The organism is Paucimonas lemoignei (assembly GCF_004342585.1).
GTDB classification, from domain to species: Bacteria; Pseudomonadota; Gammaproteobacteria; order Burkholderiales; family Burkholderiaceae_D; genus Paucimonas; species Paucimonas lemoignei.
Window position 1 is genome coordinate 295,891 of the sequence record NZ_SLZQ01000001.1, and the last position, 18,163, is coordinate 314,053.

At 56.1% G+C, this 18,163-nt stretch carries 14 protein-coding genes; 11 read left to right on the forward strand and 3 right to left on the reverse strand.

Features of this window, described 5'->3' with window-relative positions:
* The first annotated feature begins 41 nt into the window (after positions 1–41).
* From EDC30_RS01315 to EDC30_RS01340, 6 genes are all read left to right on the forward strand, one after another.
* Complete coding sequence (locus EDC30_RS01315) at positions 42–1,229, forward strand: MFS transporter (RefSeq protein WP_132256553.1); 1,188 nt, start codon at positions 42–44, stop codon at positions 1,227–1,229.
* A gap of 130 nt (positions 1,230–1,359) precedes the next feature.
* Complete coding sequence (locus EDC30_RS01320; RefSeq protein ID WP_132256555.1) at positions 1,360–1,752, forward strand: response regulator; 393 nt, start codon at positions 1,360–1,362, stop codon at positions 1,750–1,752.
* A gap of 126 nt (positions 1,753–1,878) precedes the next feature.
* Positions 1,879–3,048: a sensor histidine kinase gene (locus EDC30_RS01325; RefSeq protein ID WP_132256556.1), complete on the forward strand. Its 1,170-nt coding sequence runs from the start codon at positions 1,879–1,881 to the stop codon at positions 3,046–3,048.
* Between the two features lie 65 nt (positions 3,049–3,113).
* Entirely contained in the window at positions 3,114–3,728 is a 615-nt protein-coding gene (locus EDC30_RS01330; protein ID WP_165973686.1) for a biliverdin-producing heme oxygenase, read from the forward strand.
* A 93-nt stretch (positions 3,729–3,821) separates the two neighbouring features.
* Entirely contained in the window at positions 3,822–6,110 is a 2,289-nt protein-coding gene (locus EDC30_RS01335; RefSeq protein WP_132256560.1) for an ATP-binding protein, read from the forward strand.
* Positions 6,085–6,540: a response regulator gene (locus EDC30_RS01340; RefSeq protein WP_132256561.1), complete on the forward strand. Its 456-nt coding sequence runs from the start codon at positions 6,085–6,087 to the stop codon at positions 6,538–6,540. Before EDC30_RS01335 ends, EDC30_RS01340 begins: the two co-directional genes overlap by 26 nt.
* Before the next feature lie 55 nt (positions 6,541–6,595).
* Here EDC30_RS01340 and EDC30_RS01345 read toward each other — a convergent pair whose 3' ends face one another.
* Positions 6,596–8,257: a response regulator gene (locus tag EDC30_RS01345; protein ID WP_132256563.1), complete on the reverse strand. Its 1,662-nt coding sequence runs from the start codon at positions 8,255–8,257 to the stop codon at positions 6,596–6,598.
* 420 nt (positions 8,258–8,677) lie between these two features.
* Between EDC30_RS01345 and EDC30_RS01350 the strand changes: the two genes are divergently transcribed.
* The 3 genes from EDC30_RS01350 to EDC30_RS01360 all read left to right on the forward strand — a co-directional run bounded on the left by EDC30_RS01350 (position 8,678) and on the right by EDC30_RS01360 (position 13,446).
* Positions 8,678–10,873: a hybrid sensor histidine kinase/response regulator gene (locus EDC30_RS01350; RefSeq protein WP_165973687.1), complete on the forward strand. Its 2,196-nt coding sequence runs from the start codon at positions 8,678–8,680 to the stop codon at positions 10,871–10,873.
* 381 nt (positions 10,874–11,254) lie between these two features.
* Complete coding sequence (locus tag EDC30_RS01355) at positions 11,255–11,464, forward strand: MerR family transcriptional regulator (protein ID WP_132256567.1); 210 nt, start codon at positions 11,255–11,257, stop codon at positions 11,462–11,464.
* Between the two features lie 98 nt (positions 11,465–11,562).
* Positions 11,563–13,446, forward strand: a complete 1,884-nt coding sequence (locus EDC30_RS01360; protein ID WP_132256569.1) for a hybrid sensor histidine kinase/response regulator — start codon at positions 11,563–11,565, stop codon at positions 13,444–13,446.
* 34 nt (positions 13,447–13,480) lie between these two features.
* On the opposite strand, the gene EDC30_RS01365 is transcribed toward EDC30_RS01360, so the two are convergent.
* Complete coding sequence (locus EDC30_RS01365; protein WP_132256571.1) at positions 13,481–14,287, reverse strand: metallophosphoesterase family protein; 807 nt, start codon at positions 14,285–14,287, stop codon at positions 13,481–13,483.
* Positions 14,284–15,321 (reverse strand): diacylglycerol/lipid kinase family protein, encoded by a 1,038-nt coding sequence (locus tag EDC30_RS01370; RefSeq protein WP_132256573.1) that lies wholly within the window; start codon positions 15,319–15,321, stop codon positions 14,284–14,286. The genes EDC30_RS01365 and EDC30_RS01370 overlap by 4 nt, the downstream gene beginning before the upstream one ends.
* Before the next feature lie 308 nt (positions 15,322–15,629).
* Here EDC30_RS01370 and EDC30_RS01375 point away from each other — a divergent pair, with 308 nt between their 5' ends.
* Entirely contained in the window at positions 15,630–16,889 is a 1,260-nt protein-coding gene (locus EDC30_RS01375; RefSeq protein WP_132256575.1) for an extracellular catalytic domain type 1 short-chain-length polyhydroxyalkanoate depolymerase, read from the forward strand.
* Between the two features lie 254 nt (positions 16,890–17,143).
* Positions 17,144–18,109, forward strand: coding sequence for a chemotaxis protein (locus EDC30_RS01380; protein ID WP_132256577.1), 966 nt, complete (start codon positions 17,144–17,146; stop codon positions 18,107–18,109).
* The last annotated feature ends 54 nt before the right edge of the window (positions 18,110–18,163 follow it).

Genomic DNA, 18,163 nt, shown 5'->3' on the forward strand with positions numbered 1-18,163 from the left:
GAAGCGCGGCGGCGGGCGGCTGGCGCCCGTCCGGCTGGACCATGATTGCGACGGGCATGCTGGTGGTGATTGTCGTGCTCGTCTTTGCGCGCCTGGCCTATGGCTTGATCCTGCCTTTCATGCGCGAAGGCCTGAAACTCGATTATCAGCAGGCCGGAAATCTTGGCACGGCAACGGCATTGGGTTATCTCTGCCTGATCATGATTTCCGGGATTTTCGCCGCGCGATGGGGCGGCCGGATCACCATCATGATCGGTGTGCTGCTGACCACGATAGGTTTCTGCGGCTTGAGCGTCAGTTCGCATTATGTCCTCCTGGTGGTCTGGATGGTGCTGCTGGGTTTTGGCACGGCATTTTCCTATACCCCGACCATCTCGCTGCTGGTCAGCTGGTTTCCGCAACGACGCGCAGGTGTAATCGGCGCCGCCAACAGTGGCGCGGGCATCGGCATGCTGATAGCGGGCTCGCTGGTGCCGTATCTGAACGAATTGTTCGGCGGCATAGGCTGGAGAGTGACCTGGGCTGTTTTTGCGGCAGCAGGTGCACTGACGGCGCTGGCCGTATTTTTTCTGCTGCCAAATCCGCAGGCGGCTGGCGCGGCGACTGCAAGCCGTAAGCTGGAGGGCAACGGCACGCTCTACCGTAATCGCCGTGTCATCCGGATCGGCCTGCTCTATGCCATCATCGGCAGCACATATGTCGTGCAGGCGATCTTCATGTACAGCTATGCGCTGAACGCAGGCCTGAGTGCAATCGTCGCCGGCAGGTTGGCGGCGATGTCGGGTGTACTCTCGATATTCTCCGGGCCGGCCTGCGGCTGGCTGGCTGACCGTTTCGGTCGGCGCAGGGTTATTCTGGCGCTCGTGCTTGCCGATCTCATTGCCACCGTTTTGCCCGTGTTTTGGCCGGTCTTACCGGGTTTTGCGCTGCACTATCTGATTATCGGGCTGGCCATGTCGGGATTGTTCTCGGTCGTGCTCGCCGCCGCCACCGAGGCCGTAGCACCGCGCGACGCCCCGGTCGCCGTCAGTTATGTCACCTTGTTCTATGCGTTTGCGCAGCTTGTCTGTCCGGCGATTGCAGGTTTGTTGATCGAAAATGCGGGCGGATTTCAACTGCTTTTCGCCGGTAATGCCGCGCTGATCGGCATTGCGCTTTTTCTGGGCCTGCAACTGAAATTGGAGGCCAAACCGCATCAGATGGCGACGCAGCAGCCCATGTCCTCATGAAATCCGGATGTCACGAACTCTTTATCTGGCGCAGCATTTTTTAATTTTTTTCATGGCGAATGCGCCAGAGTCGGAAATTACCGGCAAAATAAGCCTCGTGTCGTAGATTTCTGTTTATGAAAGTGAAAGTATGAGTGGCATCGGACAACATGGTGGCAGGCGTATTTTGTTAGTGGACGATAATGTCGATGCTGCAATGACGACGGCGGAGCTTCTCAGACTACTGGGAAATGAAGTGGCCGTAGTACATGATGGCATTGCAGCAGTCGATGCCACATGTTCCATGCAGCCGGAGATCGTGTTGCTGGATATCGGTCTGCCCTGCATCGACGGCTATGAAGTGGCCAAGCGAATCAGGGCGAATGCCGACATCAGTCAGCCGCGATTGATCGCGCTTACCGGCTGGGGACAGGAAAAGGATAAGTTCGCCTCCCGCGACGCTGGCTTTGACGATCATCTGGTAAAGCCGCTCGACCTCGAACGGCTCCTCGAAACAATCAATAAGCAAATGCTATCGACGTGAGTCGGGGGTATTGGCAAGAGTTCATGAGTAGTTGTGATATTTGCACAGAGAAACTCTTTTCTGTGACTTAAATCAATACTCTATTACAATAAGCATTTTGGGCTTCGTCATTTCAACAGTCCCATCATGCATCATATAACAACTTCTACGGACTGTTCGCAAGATCAATGTACGCAACCTGCGGCCTTTATTCGCAATGGGGTAGAGGCGATTGTTTCCCAATGGTCGGCAACTCCCTGGGTCGATTCCTGCATTTCCGGTGATGAAGCACGCTCGAAACTGCAATCCGATGCCAGAGCCCTGTTGCAAGCTGTCGCGGCCTATCTTGTAAGTGACGGCTCATCCCGAGATCATCCCGCATGCGAAGCGGCGTCGCTCATCGTCAGTGCCGAACGCTATGCCAGTCACTATTTGACCAGCGGGCATACGGAAGTCCAACTGGTACTGACACTGCAAGCACTGCGAGACGCCGTGTTGCAGAGCTGGATAGCCAGTCTTACGGATTGCAGTCTGCAGACCCTGGCGGCAGTCAATCAAGTAAATCAGGCATTCGATAATGCCTTGTCCGCCGCGCTGGATCATTATTCTCATATCCGAAATCAGTGCCACGGACTTTTCCTGAAAACGCTTGCGCATGATCTCCGTAATCCGCTGGGCGGACTCGAGCTGATGGCGCAGATGATGATGCAGAATCCGACGCATCCGGCCGACGGGATGCTGAAGATTGCATGCAATATCAGCCGTTCGGTCGACAGCGCGGTGAAAGTGGCCGGCGACATGTATGACTTGGGCAATCTGCGTAGCGGCGCGGGATTGCTTGTCAATCCGGACAAGACCGATCTGGCGACCCTGTGCAGAAAGTTGGCTGACGAGCTTGCCTCGCGCTATCCGGAGCAATCGATTCGGATGGAAATCGGCGCCCCCGGAGAAGGGTTGGCCGACCAGTCGAGGATCACTCAGGCATTGCTGAAGCTGCTCGGCTATGCCGTGCGTCATGGCGCGAAACATCAGCCGCCGGAAACCACGCTTCTGGCGTCGGCCAAGGAACTGGTATTCACGGTGCGCTATTTCTCTGAATCGCCTGCGCCGAATGACAACGAGTCCCTGTTTATTCCCATAAGCAGATATGCGAATCACCTGTTGGCCAGGCGCGGCCCGCTCCCCGACCTCGGGCTGGATTTATATATTGCCCGCGAAATCATCCAGGCTCATGAAGGCGAACTGAACGTGCAGTCGAGCGGAGGCTGGACGACTTTTGAAGTGCGCATGCAGCTGAAGGATTGCGCGGACCGGTAAGCCAGGCGTCCACGGGCAGCATCCGGTGGCACATCTGCACTTTTTGATTCATGTATCATGCAGGCATGATGCATGCAAACCCCTCTTCGCTGATGCAGGCAATGCGCGAGGCGAGCCACGATCTCCATCTGCGGCTGGAGCATCGGCTAACAATTTCATCTCCTGATGCCGACAAGGACGATTACGTCCAGTATATCCGCGCAATGTGGGGATGGCTTTCCCCCATTGAGCCGCGGCTCTGGTCTGGCGAATGGCCGGTCGCGTTGAACGCGACACAGCGATCGTGCAAGACCGCCTGGCTGGAAGAAGACTTGCGCCATGCCGGCCTGGATGCATCGGCGATTGCGAACATTCCGCTTTGTACTGTACCTCCACGGTTGGCAACGATGGGAGAACGTATCGGCTGGGCTTATGTCATCGAGGGAGCGCAGTTGGGTGGCCAGGTGCTGAGAAAGCGGCTTGCGCTCGCACTCGACCCCTGGGTACCCAGATGGCTTGCAGGCTATGGAAGCCAGACCGCGGCAAACTGGAAGATTTTCGCCGCCTATGTCGACTCCACGGATGATCCGCAGCTATCCCGGGATGCCATTCGAGCCGCTGTTGCAGCATTTGCAAGTTTGGCAACCTGGTTGCAGGAGCAGAAAGCATGCAGGGCCGATGGATGCGAGCATCCATTATAATTATCGCCAGTCCCCAATTGCCATTTCCCATTTTATGTTGCGAACCTTGTTCGAAGCCGTCAAGGCTGCCTGATCCTTTACTGCATCGAGTTAATGACGACAATAACGACCACTAAGCAATCAATCGATCTTTCTGTCTGCGACCGGGAGCCGATCAGCATTCCTGGCAGCATTCAGCCCCATGGGCTTTTTGTCAGTGTGCGGGCCGATTTGCAGGAAGTGATTCAGGTTAGCGAAAACGTTTCGGAATTTGTCGGAAAAGGCGCACAGGAATGTCTCGGCAAAGACCTGGCATTCCTGCTGGGCACGGGCAATGCCGCGCTGGTGGTCGAGACACTGCGCGATACCAGAATCGAAGCCAGGCCGGTGTATCTCGGCATGCTCACTCTAGAAAGCGGCAAGACTGTCGATGCGCTGGCTCATTCGATCGGTGATGTCATCAACCTGGAATTCGAGCTGACATCCGGGCAGGTTCACAAGGATTTTCGCCAGCTCTATCCGCTTATCGGCACATTCCTGAGCAAGCTGCACGATTTCGACGAAGTAGGCGATATCTGCCAGGTGGCGGCGAACGAAGTCCGGAAGGTCACCGGTTTCGGCCGCGTCCTGGTTTACCGCTTTGACGAAGACGGCCATGGTCATGTGCTTGCGGAAGCGCTGGATGAAGGCTATCACTCCTACCTCAATCAACGCTTCCCGGCCTCCGATGTGCCGAAACAGGCGCGCGAACTCTATATCGCCAATCGTATCCGGCTGATCGGCGACGCCAATTATGTGCCGTCGCCGCTGGTCCCGCAGACCAATCCGCTGACCGGCAAACCGGCGGATCTGACTTATTCCTCCCTGCGCAGCGTGTCGCCGATTCATGTGCAATACATGAAGAACATGGGCACGCTCGCTTCGATGTCGATGTCCATCGTCATCAAAGGCCAGCTTTGGGGCTTGATCTCGTGTCATAACGCCGAGCCGAAGAACGTTTCGTACGAATTCCGTACCGCCTGCGAACAGCTTGCGCAGATTCTTGCCTTGCGCATCGAATCCAAGGAAGAACGGGAAGAGTACAACTACCGCCTGGAGCTGCGCCGGATTCTCGTCTCCATGCTGAGAGGCGTGAGTCAGGCAGAAAATTTTTTCGAGGGAGTCAAGTCGGTCAGCCCCGAGCTGTTGCGTTTTGCCGGCGCTTCCGGCGCCGCCCTGATATTCGAGGGAAGGATGGAGCGGTTCGGCGACGCTCCGGAGGTTGACGAAATAGAGCATCTCGTCGAATGGCTGAGCCGTAACGTCAGCGATGAGAATGTGTACTTCACAAACGCATTGGCAGCGCAATATCCGCAGGCGAAAGCGTTTGCCGCGAAGGCAAGCGGTATTCTGGCGGTACCGATCTCGCGGATTCATCGGCATTACTTCATCTGGTTCAGGCCGGAGGTGGTCAAAACCATCGACTGGGCTGGTAATCCCCATCTCAAGCAAGCCAGCGCGACGGCTCCGACGCAATTGAGCCCTCGGGCGAGTTTCGCCATGTGGACGGAAACGGTGCGGGGAACGTCGCTCCAGTGGCGGACCAGCGAAGTGGAAATCGCCTCCGAATTCCGGACTGCTTTGCTAGGGATCGTGCTGAAGCGCGCGGAACAGATGGCCGAACTTGCCGAGGAACTCGGGCGCGCCAATAAGGAACTGGAGGCGTTTTCCTATTCGGTCTCGCACGATCTGCGTGCGCCATTGCGCCACATCGTGGGGTTTTCCGATCTCTTGCTGGAATTCGAAGGCAGTCAGTTGAGCGATCGCGGCAAGCGTTTTGTCAGCAACATCACGGATGCGGCGCGATTTGCCGGCAAGCTGGTCGATGACCTGCTCAGCTTTTCGCAGATGGGGCGGGCAGCATTGCGGATCAGCGCGATCGACATGAACGAGATCGTCCAGACTGCGATTGAAAGACTGGCAACGGATGTCGGTGGCCGGGACATCAAGTGGGATATCCAGCGCTTGCCGACGATCGACGGCGATCCGGCATTTTTTCAGTCGGCAATCTATAACCTGCTGGCGAATGCCGTAAAATACACCCGCTCCAGGGAACATGCCGTTATCACCGTCCGCTCCGAAGAAGGCGAAAGTGAACACATATTCCACGTCAGTGACAATGGCGTCGGATTCAACATGGAGTATGTGCACAAGTTATTCGGGGTATTCCAGCGCCTGCACAGAATGGAAGATTTCGAAGGGACGGGCATCGGTCTGGCCAACGTGAGGCGGATTGTCGAGCGCCATGGCGGGAGGGTGTGGGCAGTCGGCGTCCCGGATCAGGGTGCCACGTTCTCTTTTGCGATTCCCAAGCAGATACTGGTCGAAGGTGACGAACATGCTAAAGCCTATTCTCCTCGTTGAAGACAATCCGAAGGATCTGGAACTGACTCTTATCGCGCTGGAAAAGAGCCAGCTGGCGAACGAGGTGATCGTGCTGCGCGATGGCGCCGAGGCGATCGACTATCTCAATTGCCAGGGTGCTTTTGCTTCACGACCCAGCGGCAATCCCGCCGTCATCCTGCTCGATCTGAAACTGCCGAAGGTGGATGGCCTGGAAGTCTTGCGGCATATTCGTGACAATCCGAGCCTGACGGGACAGCCCGTCGTGATGCTGACATCCTCCAGGGAGGAGCAGGACTTGGTGCGCAGCTACGAACTGGGCGTGAATGCCTATGTCGTCAAGCCGGTGGAGTTTAATGAGTTTGTCCGGGCTATTTCGGACCTGGGGATTTTCTGGGCCGTGCTGAATGAACCGCCGCCGGGATCCATTCGTTATGTTCGCCGCAGCTGAATCGGTAACCATCCTGCCGACTGATTCGCCAGCAACCGCTGGCGCCGATTCCGCATCAGGAACGAACTGCGGTCCGGTCGGTCGATAACATTTCCTGAACTTTCGCGACAAGGTCTTCCTTGCTATAAGGCTTCCCGAGCAGCATGACGCCGGGCGGCAGGGTGCCGTTCGCCAAAAGCCGCTCGTCGACGAATCCGGACGCGAACAACACCTTGATATGCGGTTGCAGCTCCGTTGCTCGCTTGGCTAGCTCCGTGCTACGCAAGGGGCCGGGCATGATGACATCCGAAAAAAGCAGATCGATGCGTGTACCGGCCAGCAGCAGATCGAGCGCTTCCTGCGCATGGGCCGCTTCAAAGGTCCGGTAACCGGATTTGCGCAGTATTTCCGCAGTCGCCGCGCGGATCGCCTCTTCGTCTTCCACCACGAGGATGGTGGCAGCAGGATTCGCATGCGCATCCGCGCCATCGTTTGACTGGGGAATGGCGGCATCTGTGCTGCGCTCCACGGCTCGGGGCAGATACAGGCGGACCATGGTCCCATGGCCGACCCGGCTGTCGATGTCGATATGACCCCGGCTCTGCTTGGCGAACCCGTAGGCCATGCTCAAGCCGAGGCCCGTGCCTTCTCCATACTCCTTGGTTGTGAAGAAAGGTTCGAAGGCGCGACTCTTCACTTCCTCCGACATCCCCGGGCCGGTGTCGGACACTGAGATCTGCACGTACTCTCCGAAGTCAAGGTCAAAGCGCTTCCTGATCTCGACATCGTCGTGAATAAAATTTTTGGCTTCGATTCGCAAGTGGCCTTGTCCTTGCATGGCATCTCGCGCATTGATGGCAAGGTTCAGAATGACATTTTCCAGGCGATTGCCATCGACCAGCGCGGGCCACAGATGTTCGTCGATTTCAGTCTCGATGGTGACGGAGGCGCTCAGCGACCGGCGCAACAGTTCATGTGCGCCGCGCAGCAGGGCACCGATATCAACGGCTCCCGGCTGAAGCGGTTGCCGGCGGCCGAATGCCAGGAGTTGCGATGCCAGCAGCGCGCCGCGCTTGACTCCTTCGAGCGCGGCGCTGATCCGGTGCTGCATTTTCTCGTTGCCCGGATTTTCAATCTTCAGCAATTGCAGATTACTGCTGATAATCTGCAGCACGTTATTGAAGTCGTGCGCCACGCCGCCGGTCAGCTTGCCGATCGCTTCGATCTTTTGCGCCTGAAAGAGTGCAGCCTGGCTTTCCGCCAATTCGTGCGTCTTGAGCAGCAACTCTTCCTGGCTTTTTTGGAGCGATTGAAAAGTATGATCGCGCTGGAGCAGGGCGCTATATGCATTCGAGTGGTAGCGCACGCGTGCGATCAGTTCCTGCTTGTCGGGCCATTTGACGAGATAGTCGTTGGCGCCTGCCGAAAACCCCTTTGCCTTCAATTCCGGCTTGTCTTCCGAAGACAGCAAGATGGTCGGGACGTGAACTGTCGAGGAACAGCTGCGCAATGCATGCAACACGTCGAAACCGCTTATTGTCGGCATCACCAGGTCAACCAGAATCACGCTTGGATTGAATGCCAGCGCAGTTTCAACGGCTTTCAAGGGATCCGTCAGGTGCTTCAGTTCGATATCTTCTTGCCCGTACAGCATGCCTTCTACAAGCTCGGCGGCGAGGTTTTGGTCATCGATTAGCAGTACTTTTGGGGTAAGAGCCTGGAGTAACGTCGATTGCATAGTGTGATTGAATATGTTGCTGTGGCGAGGCGAGCTGGATTCGGCAGCGCGCCTGAATGCCGACGCACGAGTTGCAAGCTCCTGAAAACCTCAATATGAAGTCTGACTTGCTGTAATAGCCTGGATTATCATAAATTCAGCCAATGCCATTATTTTGCTATTTCATAGATGAAATTGGGTTGAAAAAATTTCTTTACTTCAATTTATTTGAGAAACATCAATCTCTTGTATTGGGCAAGTTAAATTGACAACAAGAATCTTTGATAAAGATTCGGCATATCGTTATGCAGGCGAATTCTTTGGAGAAGCTCCGGTAAAATTGTAACAATTCAATTCTGATAACATTTCCGTCTTTTTCATTGCAAATAGCCCATGAACGGAATTCGGCACGCTACAAGTTTTGGCGCTCTGGAAAGGCGTTTGTTCCTCATTACGTTGAGCGCTTTACTGCCTGTCGTATTGCTATCCTATTTTCTGCTGTTTGAAGAAGCACAAAACCATAAGCGCAATACCGTCGAGAGCGCGCGCGATCTGATGCGGGCCACTGTCACGGCCATAGACGCCGAACTCGATCATTCAGTGGCAGCCCTGGATGCTCTGGCTGCGAGTCCGAGGCTAAGGGATGGAAATCTGCATAGTTTTCGACAGGAAGCGCGAAATTTTCTGGAGCGACGTCCTGATTGGTCGAACATCGTATTAGCCACGCCTGATGCTCAGCAGCTGGTCAATGCAAGGTTGCCCGACGATACTTCCTTGCCACACCGGGTCGATCCGGCTGGCGTTGCGCATGTGGCAAAAACCAAGCAATCGCGTTATGGACCTCTCGTGTACAGCCCGGTTCTTCGGCAGTTCGGGTTTTCAGTCATGTCGCCCATCATTCAGGACGATGAGGTCCGGTATGTGCTGACCGCCGTATTTCTACCGCGGATCTGGCAAAACCAGATCAACAGGACAAAGCTGCCTGCCGGTGCAATCATGACGATCCTGGACAGCCAGTACAAGGTTGCAGCCAGATCGCGGAATGAAGGCGAATGGATAGGCAAGACGGCTACCGAGAGTTCGCTGCAACTTCTGAGGCAGGAAAGACTCAGCGACGCGGCAATCGCCACTACGCTGGATGGGCAGCGCGTGTACTTGGTCTTTGAAAAATCGGACCGCAGCGGCTGGATAGCAGCGCTCGGTATTCCGGTCGGCATTGTCGATGCTCCGGCGAACCGTTTGTACGGCATGCTCGCAATCGGCATCCTCCTGTCGGCCGTGCTCGGATTTCTGGTCGCGTTCATCATCGGCAGATCGATCACCAGGCCAGCCAAGGCTCTGGAAAAAGCCGCGATAGCGCTTGGCTATGGAGAACAACCCGAATTGCCGAAGACAGGCATCGCTGAAATCAGAAAGATCGGTGAAGCATTGCTCAATGCCTATCAAGACCGGGAAGCCGCGCTTGCCAAAGAGCGGCAGGCACGCGAATCTGCGGAAAATGCCAGCAAGGCCAAGGATGAATTTCTGGCGATGCTGAGCCATGAATTGCGTAATCCGCTGGCGCCCATCCATTCCGTTGCCCAGCTGCTGAAGATGCCGGGTTTAAGCCAGGAACGCATCGCCAGCCTGGGAGCGACGGTGGAGCGCCAGACAAAACATCTCGTTCGGCTGGTCAATGACTTGCTCGACGCCTCGCGTGTCACGCGCCGGCTCGTTACCTTGCAAAAGGAAATCGTCAATGTGCGATCAGCGCTTCACGATGCGGTCGAGCAGATAAAGGATCGTGCAAACAAGAACAGGCATGAGCTGCGTCTTTCTTTAGTCGGCGAACCGGTTTTCGTTCTGGCTGACCGCGCAAGGCTGATCCAGATCTTCGTCAATCTGCTCGACAATGCCGTGAAATACACGCCGCAAAACGGGATTATTGCCGTGGAAGTCACACCGCTTGATGAAACCGTCCGGATCGCAGTGAGAGATAACGGCGCCGGTATTTCTCCGGAGCTGTTGCCGCGGATTTTCGACCTGTTCCAGCAATCCGACCGTTCCCTGGACCGCCAGACCGGCGGGCTTGGCATTGGACTATCGATCGTAAAAGGCCTGGTCGAGCTTCATGGCGGCACGCTCACTGCGCATAGCGACGGTGCCGGAAAGGGGAGCGAGTTCGTGGTCGAGATGACACGCGTGCGTACCGATATGCCGCAGGTCATGGAATTACGACAGCCATTTTCCGGCGACGACCTGCGGAATGTAACGGTCGTCATTGTCGATGACAACGTCGATGCGGCCGAAGCGGTTTCTTGCTACCTGGCGGCGCGATTCGGGTGCAATGCCCTGCAGTTTCATGATCCGGAGATTGCACTCGCGAAGATCATCGACACGGTCCCGGACGTCTGCATTCTCGATATCGGCATGCCGGGCATGGACGGCTATACGCTGGTCAAGCTTCTGAAAACGCACCATGCACTCAAAGATACGGTGTTTATCGCTTTAACCGGATATGGATCGCCGCTGGACAAGCAAAATTCTGCCGCTGCAGGGTTCGACCATCATGTCACCAAGCCGGTTGATATCGACGAGCTGGCTCGCTTCATCGTCGAAGCCATGCAAAAGCGCAGTCCGGCGTTTCAAATCGAATAACAAAGGCACATGGCTTGACGCTTAATCCTGCATATTTGTGGCGATCGGATGGCTTCGTCGGACATTTTTTATTACAAGTAAAAGAATGCAGTACTGCGCCAGGAGTGAATTAGTGAGAAAAAGCCCTTATCGACTGAAAATTTCAATGAACTCAAGTATGGTGTGGTCGACAACGAAGGTATGTATGGCCGCAAAGTGATGAGTTGATGAAACTTATTAGGTTGAATGACATCATCTTTTTAAGCGTCGGAAGGATTGGCAAACGTATATTGCAATTGAGAAATGTCACAAACCTTGGTTCTTGCGATTGCATCGAATTTGGTCGAAATGTAAAGTCATGCTTAACAAGCCTTTACAAGGTTCAGCAAAGTTACTATAAGTATGAACTCGACTTCAGTATCTCTTCAAGATTTCCTTACCGTCAGTCAAGCAGCAGCGGTGCTGGGCGTGGCGACTGCAACACTCCGTCATTGGGATCGCACCGGCAAACTGTCTGCGGTTCGTCATCCGATCAACGGTTACCGGCTGTATAGAAAAGCCGATTTGGAAATGTTGTTACAACAGCTATCACGAAACGAAACGCACATCTGAGCACAAATTGGTGGCGAATTGGCAGCCATTCGTGCAGCCAATATGGAAGTAACGAAAGACAATTGATGAAGCACCAAGAAAATACCGGCGCGTCTAACATGGACGAATCCGATCGGTTTCAGCTGTTTATCGACAGAGTGACGGATTACGCCATTTATTTTATTTCTCCAGAAGGAATTGTCCGTACCTGGAACGCCGGTGCAGTCCGTTTCAAGGGTTACACTGCCGACGACATCATCGGCCAGCATTTTTCCAAGTTCTATACCGAAGAAGATCGTGCACGCAATCTTCCTGAACACGCGCTGCGGACCGCGCTGGATCATGGCAAGTTCGAAAGCGAAGGATGGCGGGTACGCAAGGATGGCTCGCGCTTCTGGGCTCATGTCGTCATTGATCCCGTCCGTGATGTCGAAGGCAACCTAATCGGCTTTGCCAAGATTACTCGCGACATCACGGAGCGCAAGGCAGTAGCGGAATCGCTGCAAGCCAGCCAGGAACAGTTTCGTTTGCTGGTGCAGGGCGTCACCGATTACGCCATCTATATGCTTTCGCCGTCCGGCAATATCACGAACTGGAATGCCGGCGCCAAGCGCATCAAGGGTTACGATGAAACCGAAGTGGTCGGCACGCACTTCTCCCGGTTTTATACGGAAGAAGACCGTGCGAACGGCTTGCCGGCAACGGCGCTGGCGACGGCGGTGAAAGAAGGAGGTTTCGAAAGCGAAGGATGGCGCAGGCGCAAGGATGGCTCGCATTTCTGGGCACATGTCGTCATCGACCCGATTTATGACGAGTCGGGAGCGCACATCGGGTTTGCCAAGGTAACACGCGACATCAGTGAAAGACGCGAGTCAGCAAAAGCGCTGGAAAAAGCTAAAGAAGCATTATTCCATTCTCAAAAGCTGGAAGCGATCGGCAAGCTGACCGGCGGCGTGGCGCATGACTTCAATAACTTGTTGAATGTCATCGTCACCGGACTCGATGTGCTGGTGAATGAAGTCAATACGCCGACCGGCACGAAAATGCTCGAGAGCATGCGCCGGGCCGCCATGCGCGGCGCTACGCTTACCCAGCAGCTGCTGACTTTCGCAAGGCAACAGCCGCTCAAGCAAGAGAAGTGCAATATCAACCGGATCATCGAGTCGTTTGAATCCGTGCTTCGCAGAGCAGGCAAGACATCGGTCGGTTTCAACATGAAGCTTGAGTCGAATTTGCCGCCGGTATTGATCGACGCCGCGCAGCTCGAGGCCGCGCTCTTGAATCTGGTGGTGAATGCCAGCGATGCCACTCCCGATGGCGGCACGATCACCCTGGAGACGTCCACGGTGGAACTAGAGGATAATGAAGTCAAGCTGCTTCCTGCTGGTAAGTATGTGCGGGTTGCGGTGCAAGATACGGGGGCAGGCATGCCGCCGGATGTGGCAGCTCGCGCGATCGAGCCATTCTTCACTACCAAGCCCGTCGGCAAGGGCACCGGTTTGGGATTGAGTCAGGTATTCGGCCTGGTACAGCAGTCCGGCGGCGATTTGCAAATCGATTCGGCAATCGGCAAGGGAACGACTGTTTCGTTCTTCCTGCCCGTGATTGCCTTGGAAGACGGTGAAGACATGGATGCAGGGAAGGCTGTCGTGAGTGAAAAGGCGCTGGTCGTCGATGACCAGCCTGATGTGCTGGAAGTGGCGGTTGAACTCTTCCGGGCAATGGGATACGACGTGCTGTCCGCTAATAACGGTGAACAGGCACTGGATATTTTGAAGCGGACTCCTTCGATCGATGTGCTGTTCAGCGATGTCATCATGCCCGGCATTAGCGGCATCGAGCTGGGAAAACAGGCTCGCACCATCAATCCGGATATCAAGGTGATCCTGGCTTCCGGTTACGCGGCTCCTGCCCTGCAAGCGCAAAATGATGACTTGGGGGATTTTGAATTGCTGACCAAGCCGTACCGGATGGCTGAAGTCATGAAGAAATTGCGCGCATGACGCATTCATCGAACGCGTCACTTCAGTAAGCTGATCAACCCAGCGCCAGCCGGCTCGTCTCGGCAATGACAAATCTTTCGGGTTTTGCATGGTAATCATATCGCTCGACGATACATTCGCGCCGAACATGCTGTGCGTCGTAGCGGATGAGGTTGACTGAATTCGGGTGACCCTGTCGTACTCTGCTGGATATGGCTGTCCCTGCCGATACGATCCAGACCGGCCTGTTGCGTCCGTCAGCAGACCCATTCAGCATTCTCACGTAAGGAAAATGGATATGCCCGCTCAGGATCAGGTCGGCGCCTGCTTCGGCCCAGCGCTTGGCGGCATCCCGGTGACCGTGAAGCAGGTTGACGCTGTCACTGTCGCTGATGACCTGGATCGGCTGATGCACGACGACGATCCGGAGCTGCCGCGACGTGGCGCTCTGCAGCCGGCTGGCGACGCGGCCGATCTGTTCCCTCGACAGTTCGCCATCCTTGTGTCGCCATGGGCGCGTCGTATTCAGGCATAGCACCAGCAGATTTGGGTCGGCGAAACTGGGTTCGAGACTACGTCCAAATGTCTTGTGGTAGTTCCCGTATGGGGAAAAAATACGAGATGGCAGGTCGAATAGCGGGATGTCGTGATTACCCGGAATGACCAGTTTGACCGGAGCGGCAAGCGCGTCCATGAATTCACGGGCGGCGGTAAACTGGCGCAAACGGGCCCGCTGCGTGATGTCTCCAGACAGCAGGGCGATGTCCGGGCGTACCTCTGCGGCCAGGCGTAGCAAGGCTTTCGAAACTGGTGCCTGCTCGGTGCCGAAATGCGTGTCGGACAGGTGAAGCAGTACGCTCACGCATCGCTCCAGCCAGTGGGCGGGACGACCAGGCGCAAGGGGCGCGGCGCTACCCGGAAGACCAGGGGAGGGCGCATCCAGGCGCTTTCGCCATCCATGGCAATCTTCACTTTTCGCCGCTGCGCCCGAGCCAGCGGTTCCACCGAAAGCTGGCGGCACTGGAAATGGGAAGTGTCCGGCGCCTGGTTCAGGCGTCCCATCATGCCGCGCAATGCGATGCTCAGGCGCTCGATGGCATTCATGGCCGGCAGGACCAGCACCGTCAGCTCTGCAGTCCGTTCGCCGTTATCTTCGCTCAGGCCGACCTGATCAAGCTGCAGCGCATTATTTCCCACGAATAGCGTGCTAGCGCGCACAACCTCCGCGCCATGCTCCTGCCGGCCGCTGGCATATTCGAAGCGCAGCAGCATTTCCGCATTGCGCCTGATAAGAGTCAGCAGGCCTGCCCAGAGCGCTACCAGCCGGCTGCGACCATAACGCTGCTTGTATGTTTCGCGGTCTTCAAGCAGTTGCGGATAGAGGCCCATGCTGGCGTTGACGAGAAAGATCTGGTCATTCAGCTGGCCCACCTTCACCAGCCTTTCCGTGCCGGCGCGCACACCGGCGATCAAGGCTTTGGCGGCTGTGTATGGATCCTGCGGCAATCCATTGTCGCGCGCAAAATAGTTGAATGTACCCTTGGGAATGACGCCGAATGGCAGGCCGGTACTGATGACTTGTTGCGCGACGGTGCGGATCGTGCCATCGCCGCCTGCCGCGACGATGACGCCGTTATGGGAGCCGGCAAGTTCGACCGCGCGCCTGATCAGGGAACTCAAGTCCCTGCTTTTCCGGCACAGGAGTATTTCACCGGGATGGCCTGCTTCGCGAAGCTGTCGGTCGATTGCGTCTCGCGCGGCATCGGCGTTTCTGCGGCCTGAGCCGGCATTCATGACTATGAACAGCGGGCGGTGCTCTTCTCCGGCAGAGGCAATGGTTTCCCCGGGGTGGAAGCCTGATGCCTGAACCTCATTCCGGTCAGAAGATGTCGCCATTGAAATCCTTTAGAGAAATTTCCAACCAGCTCATACATTGCCGGGTTGGCAAACAACGTCGGCTTACTTGGATTGGAGTATTTTTGGCAATAGAAAATTCCATTCGTTACTGTCAAAAAATACAGCCAATACCGAAGGGACTAAGCACGGTAAAAATTGTTAATTTTTTTTAAAGTTTGACTGGCCGAAATGCCAGTTTTCCGGCTGGCAACTAGTCGCTAATATTGCTCCAATTTCTTCGCAGCAACACAGCATGAACGTATATAAATGAGCAGCGAAGAATCAACCGAACGCCCATTGGGGGAGACATGAATAAATATCTGAAAAATCTTTGCTTTGCCGCTGCAACCGTAACCCTGATGGCCTCCGCACCTTCGGCCTTCGCGCTGAGCGAAGTGACCGGCTTCGGCACCAATCCTGGTGCGCTGAAGATGTTCAAGCATGTGCCGACCAGCATGCCGACCAATGCGCCGCTGATCGTGGCGATGCACGGCTGCACCCAATCGGCGTCGGCGTATGAAGGCAGCGGCTGGAGCGCGCTGGCCAACAATTACAAGTTCTACGTCGTCTATCCGGAGCAGCAAAGCGGCAACAATTCCAACAAGTGCTTCAACTGGTTCGAATCGGGTGATATCGCGCGCGGCCAGGGCGAAGCCTTGTCGATCAAGCAAATGGTCGACAAGATGAAGGCGGATTACAGCATCGATGCCAATCGCGTCTACGTTACCGGCTTGTCGGCCGGCGCGTTCATGACGGCAGTCATGGCGGCGACTTATCCGGATGTGTTTGCCGGCGCCGCGCCGATTGCCGGCGGGCCCTACAAGTGCGCTACCTCGATGATCGATGCATTCAGCTGCATGAGCCCGGGTACCGACAAGACTCCTGCTGCCTGGGGCGATCTGGCGCGCGGCGGTTATTCAGGTTACAACGGCCGCAAGCCGAAGATCTCGGTCTGGCAGGGCTCGTCCGATACCACGGTCAAGCCGATGAACATGGATGAGTTGATGCAGCAGTGGACCAACTACCATGGCATCGACCAGACCGCCGACGTCAGCGAGACCGTCAAGGGCTTCCCGCACAAGGTTTACAAGGATGCATCCGGTAACGCCCTGGTGGAAACCTGGTCGATCACCGGCATGGCGCATGGCACGCCGGTCGATCCGGGCACCGGTGCCGAACAGTGCGGTACCTCCGGTTCCTACATCCTCGATGTGAACATCTGCTCCAGCTACCACATCGCCCAGTTCTTCGGCCTGACCGGCGCCGGCACCACGACCACCACGACCGTGGGTTCGACCAGCACCACCACCGGCTACACCAGCACGTCCAGCGCGCCGGTAACCACGACGACAAGCGTGGCCAGCACGACAACTACGACGGTGGCAGCCGGTGCTTGCTACAACGCCAGCAACTATGCCCACGTGACCGCCGGCCGTGCAGTCAACAGCATGGGGTATGCGAAGGCCAAAGGCTCGAACCAGAACATGGGCTTGTATAACACCTTCACGACGTCCAAGCTGCGTGAAGCGCCGGCAGGCTACTTCACCATCGACAGTACCTGCCCGTAACCTTATAACAGGCTCGAATCGCGGGAGACGTTCCCGCCTTTACAACGGACCTTCGGGTCCGTTTTTTATGGAAACGACTTACTTATGAATTTTTTGTTGCTGATTCGCTTTATCGCTCCCTGAAAGTGATGACAAATCCTTGCGCATCTTCTTCAGGTAGGCGAGTATCGACTGTATAACGATAGGCCCGGCAGGAGTGCATCGAATGCGTCTGCAGGCAGCAAGCGTAAAACAACAATGGCAGGAGAGGGACGATGTATAACGTTCAGCAGGAAGTCGACGAGCGCACGCGGCTGGTCGGTCAGAACAAGTTTGAATTGATGCTGTTCAGGCTCGGTAATGCGGGGAGCACCGGGCAGAGCGTGCTCTACGGGATCAACGTTTTCAAGATCCGCGAACTGCTCGACATGGCAAGCGTGCAGGTCACGCCCATCGCCGGTTCGCCGCCTTTCATCATGGGCGTGGTGAACGTGCGCGGCCAGATCATCCAGGTCATCGATCTGCCGTCGGCAGTGGGATGCGTGGCGGCGGAAATGAAAATCCTGATGTTGACCGAGTATGCCGGCACGACCCAGGCTTTTGCCGTCGAAAACGTCGAGGATATTGTTCGCCTCGAATGGAATCGCGTCAAACCGGCCGAGGGTGTATCGGGCGGCTCCGGTACCGTGACCAGCATCGCTTATCTCGAAAGCGAAGTCGGCGGCGCGACGCTGGCGCAGGTTCTCGATGTCGAGCAAATCCTGCGCAACGTGAATGGCGACGGCAAGGTCAATGTGGATGCGTCGGAGATTGGCGAAGGCGTCGACATTGCGCCCGGCGCCGTCATTCTGGCGGCGGATGATTCCGGCGTGGCGCGCATGATGATCGAGGAAGGCTTGAAAGCCATGGAGCTGCCCTTTGTCATGACCAAGAGCGGCAAGGAAGCCTGGGAACGCTTGCAGGAAATGGCAGAGGCGGCGGCAAACGCCGGCAAGGGCGTGCGGCAGAGCGTGGCGCTGGTGCTGACCGATCTGGAAATGCCTGAAATGGATGGCTTCACGCTGACCAAGAATATCAAGAGCGACCCGCGCTTCAAGGATATTCCGGTAGTGATTCATTCGTCATTGTCCGGCGCGACCAACGAAAGTCACGTGAGAAGCGCCGGCGCCAATGGCTATGTCGCCAAATTCAATCCAGGTAAGCTGGCGGAAGCCCTGCGCAGCGCGTTGCGGGCAGCCTGAAAGTTACGCCGCATCCGCCACCCCGCATGCGCGCGGGGTGTGTCAACCAGTTTA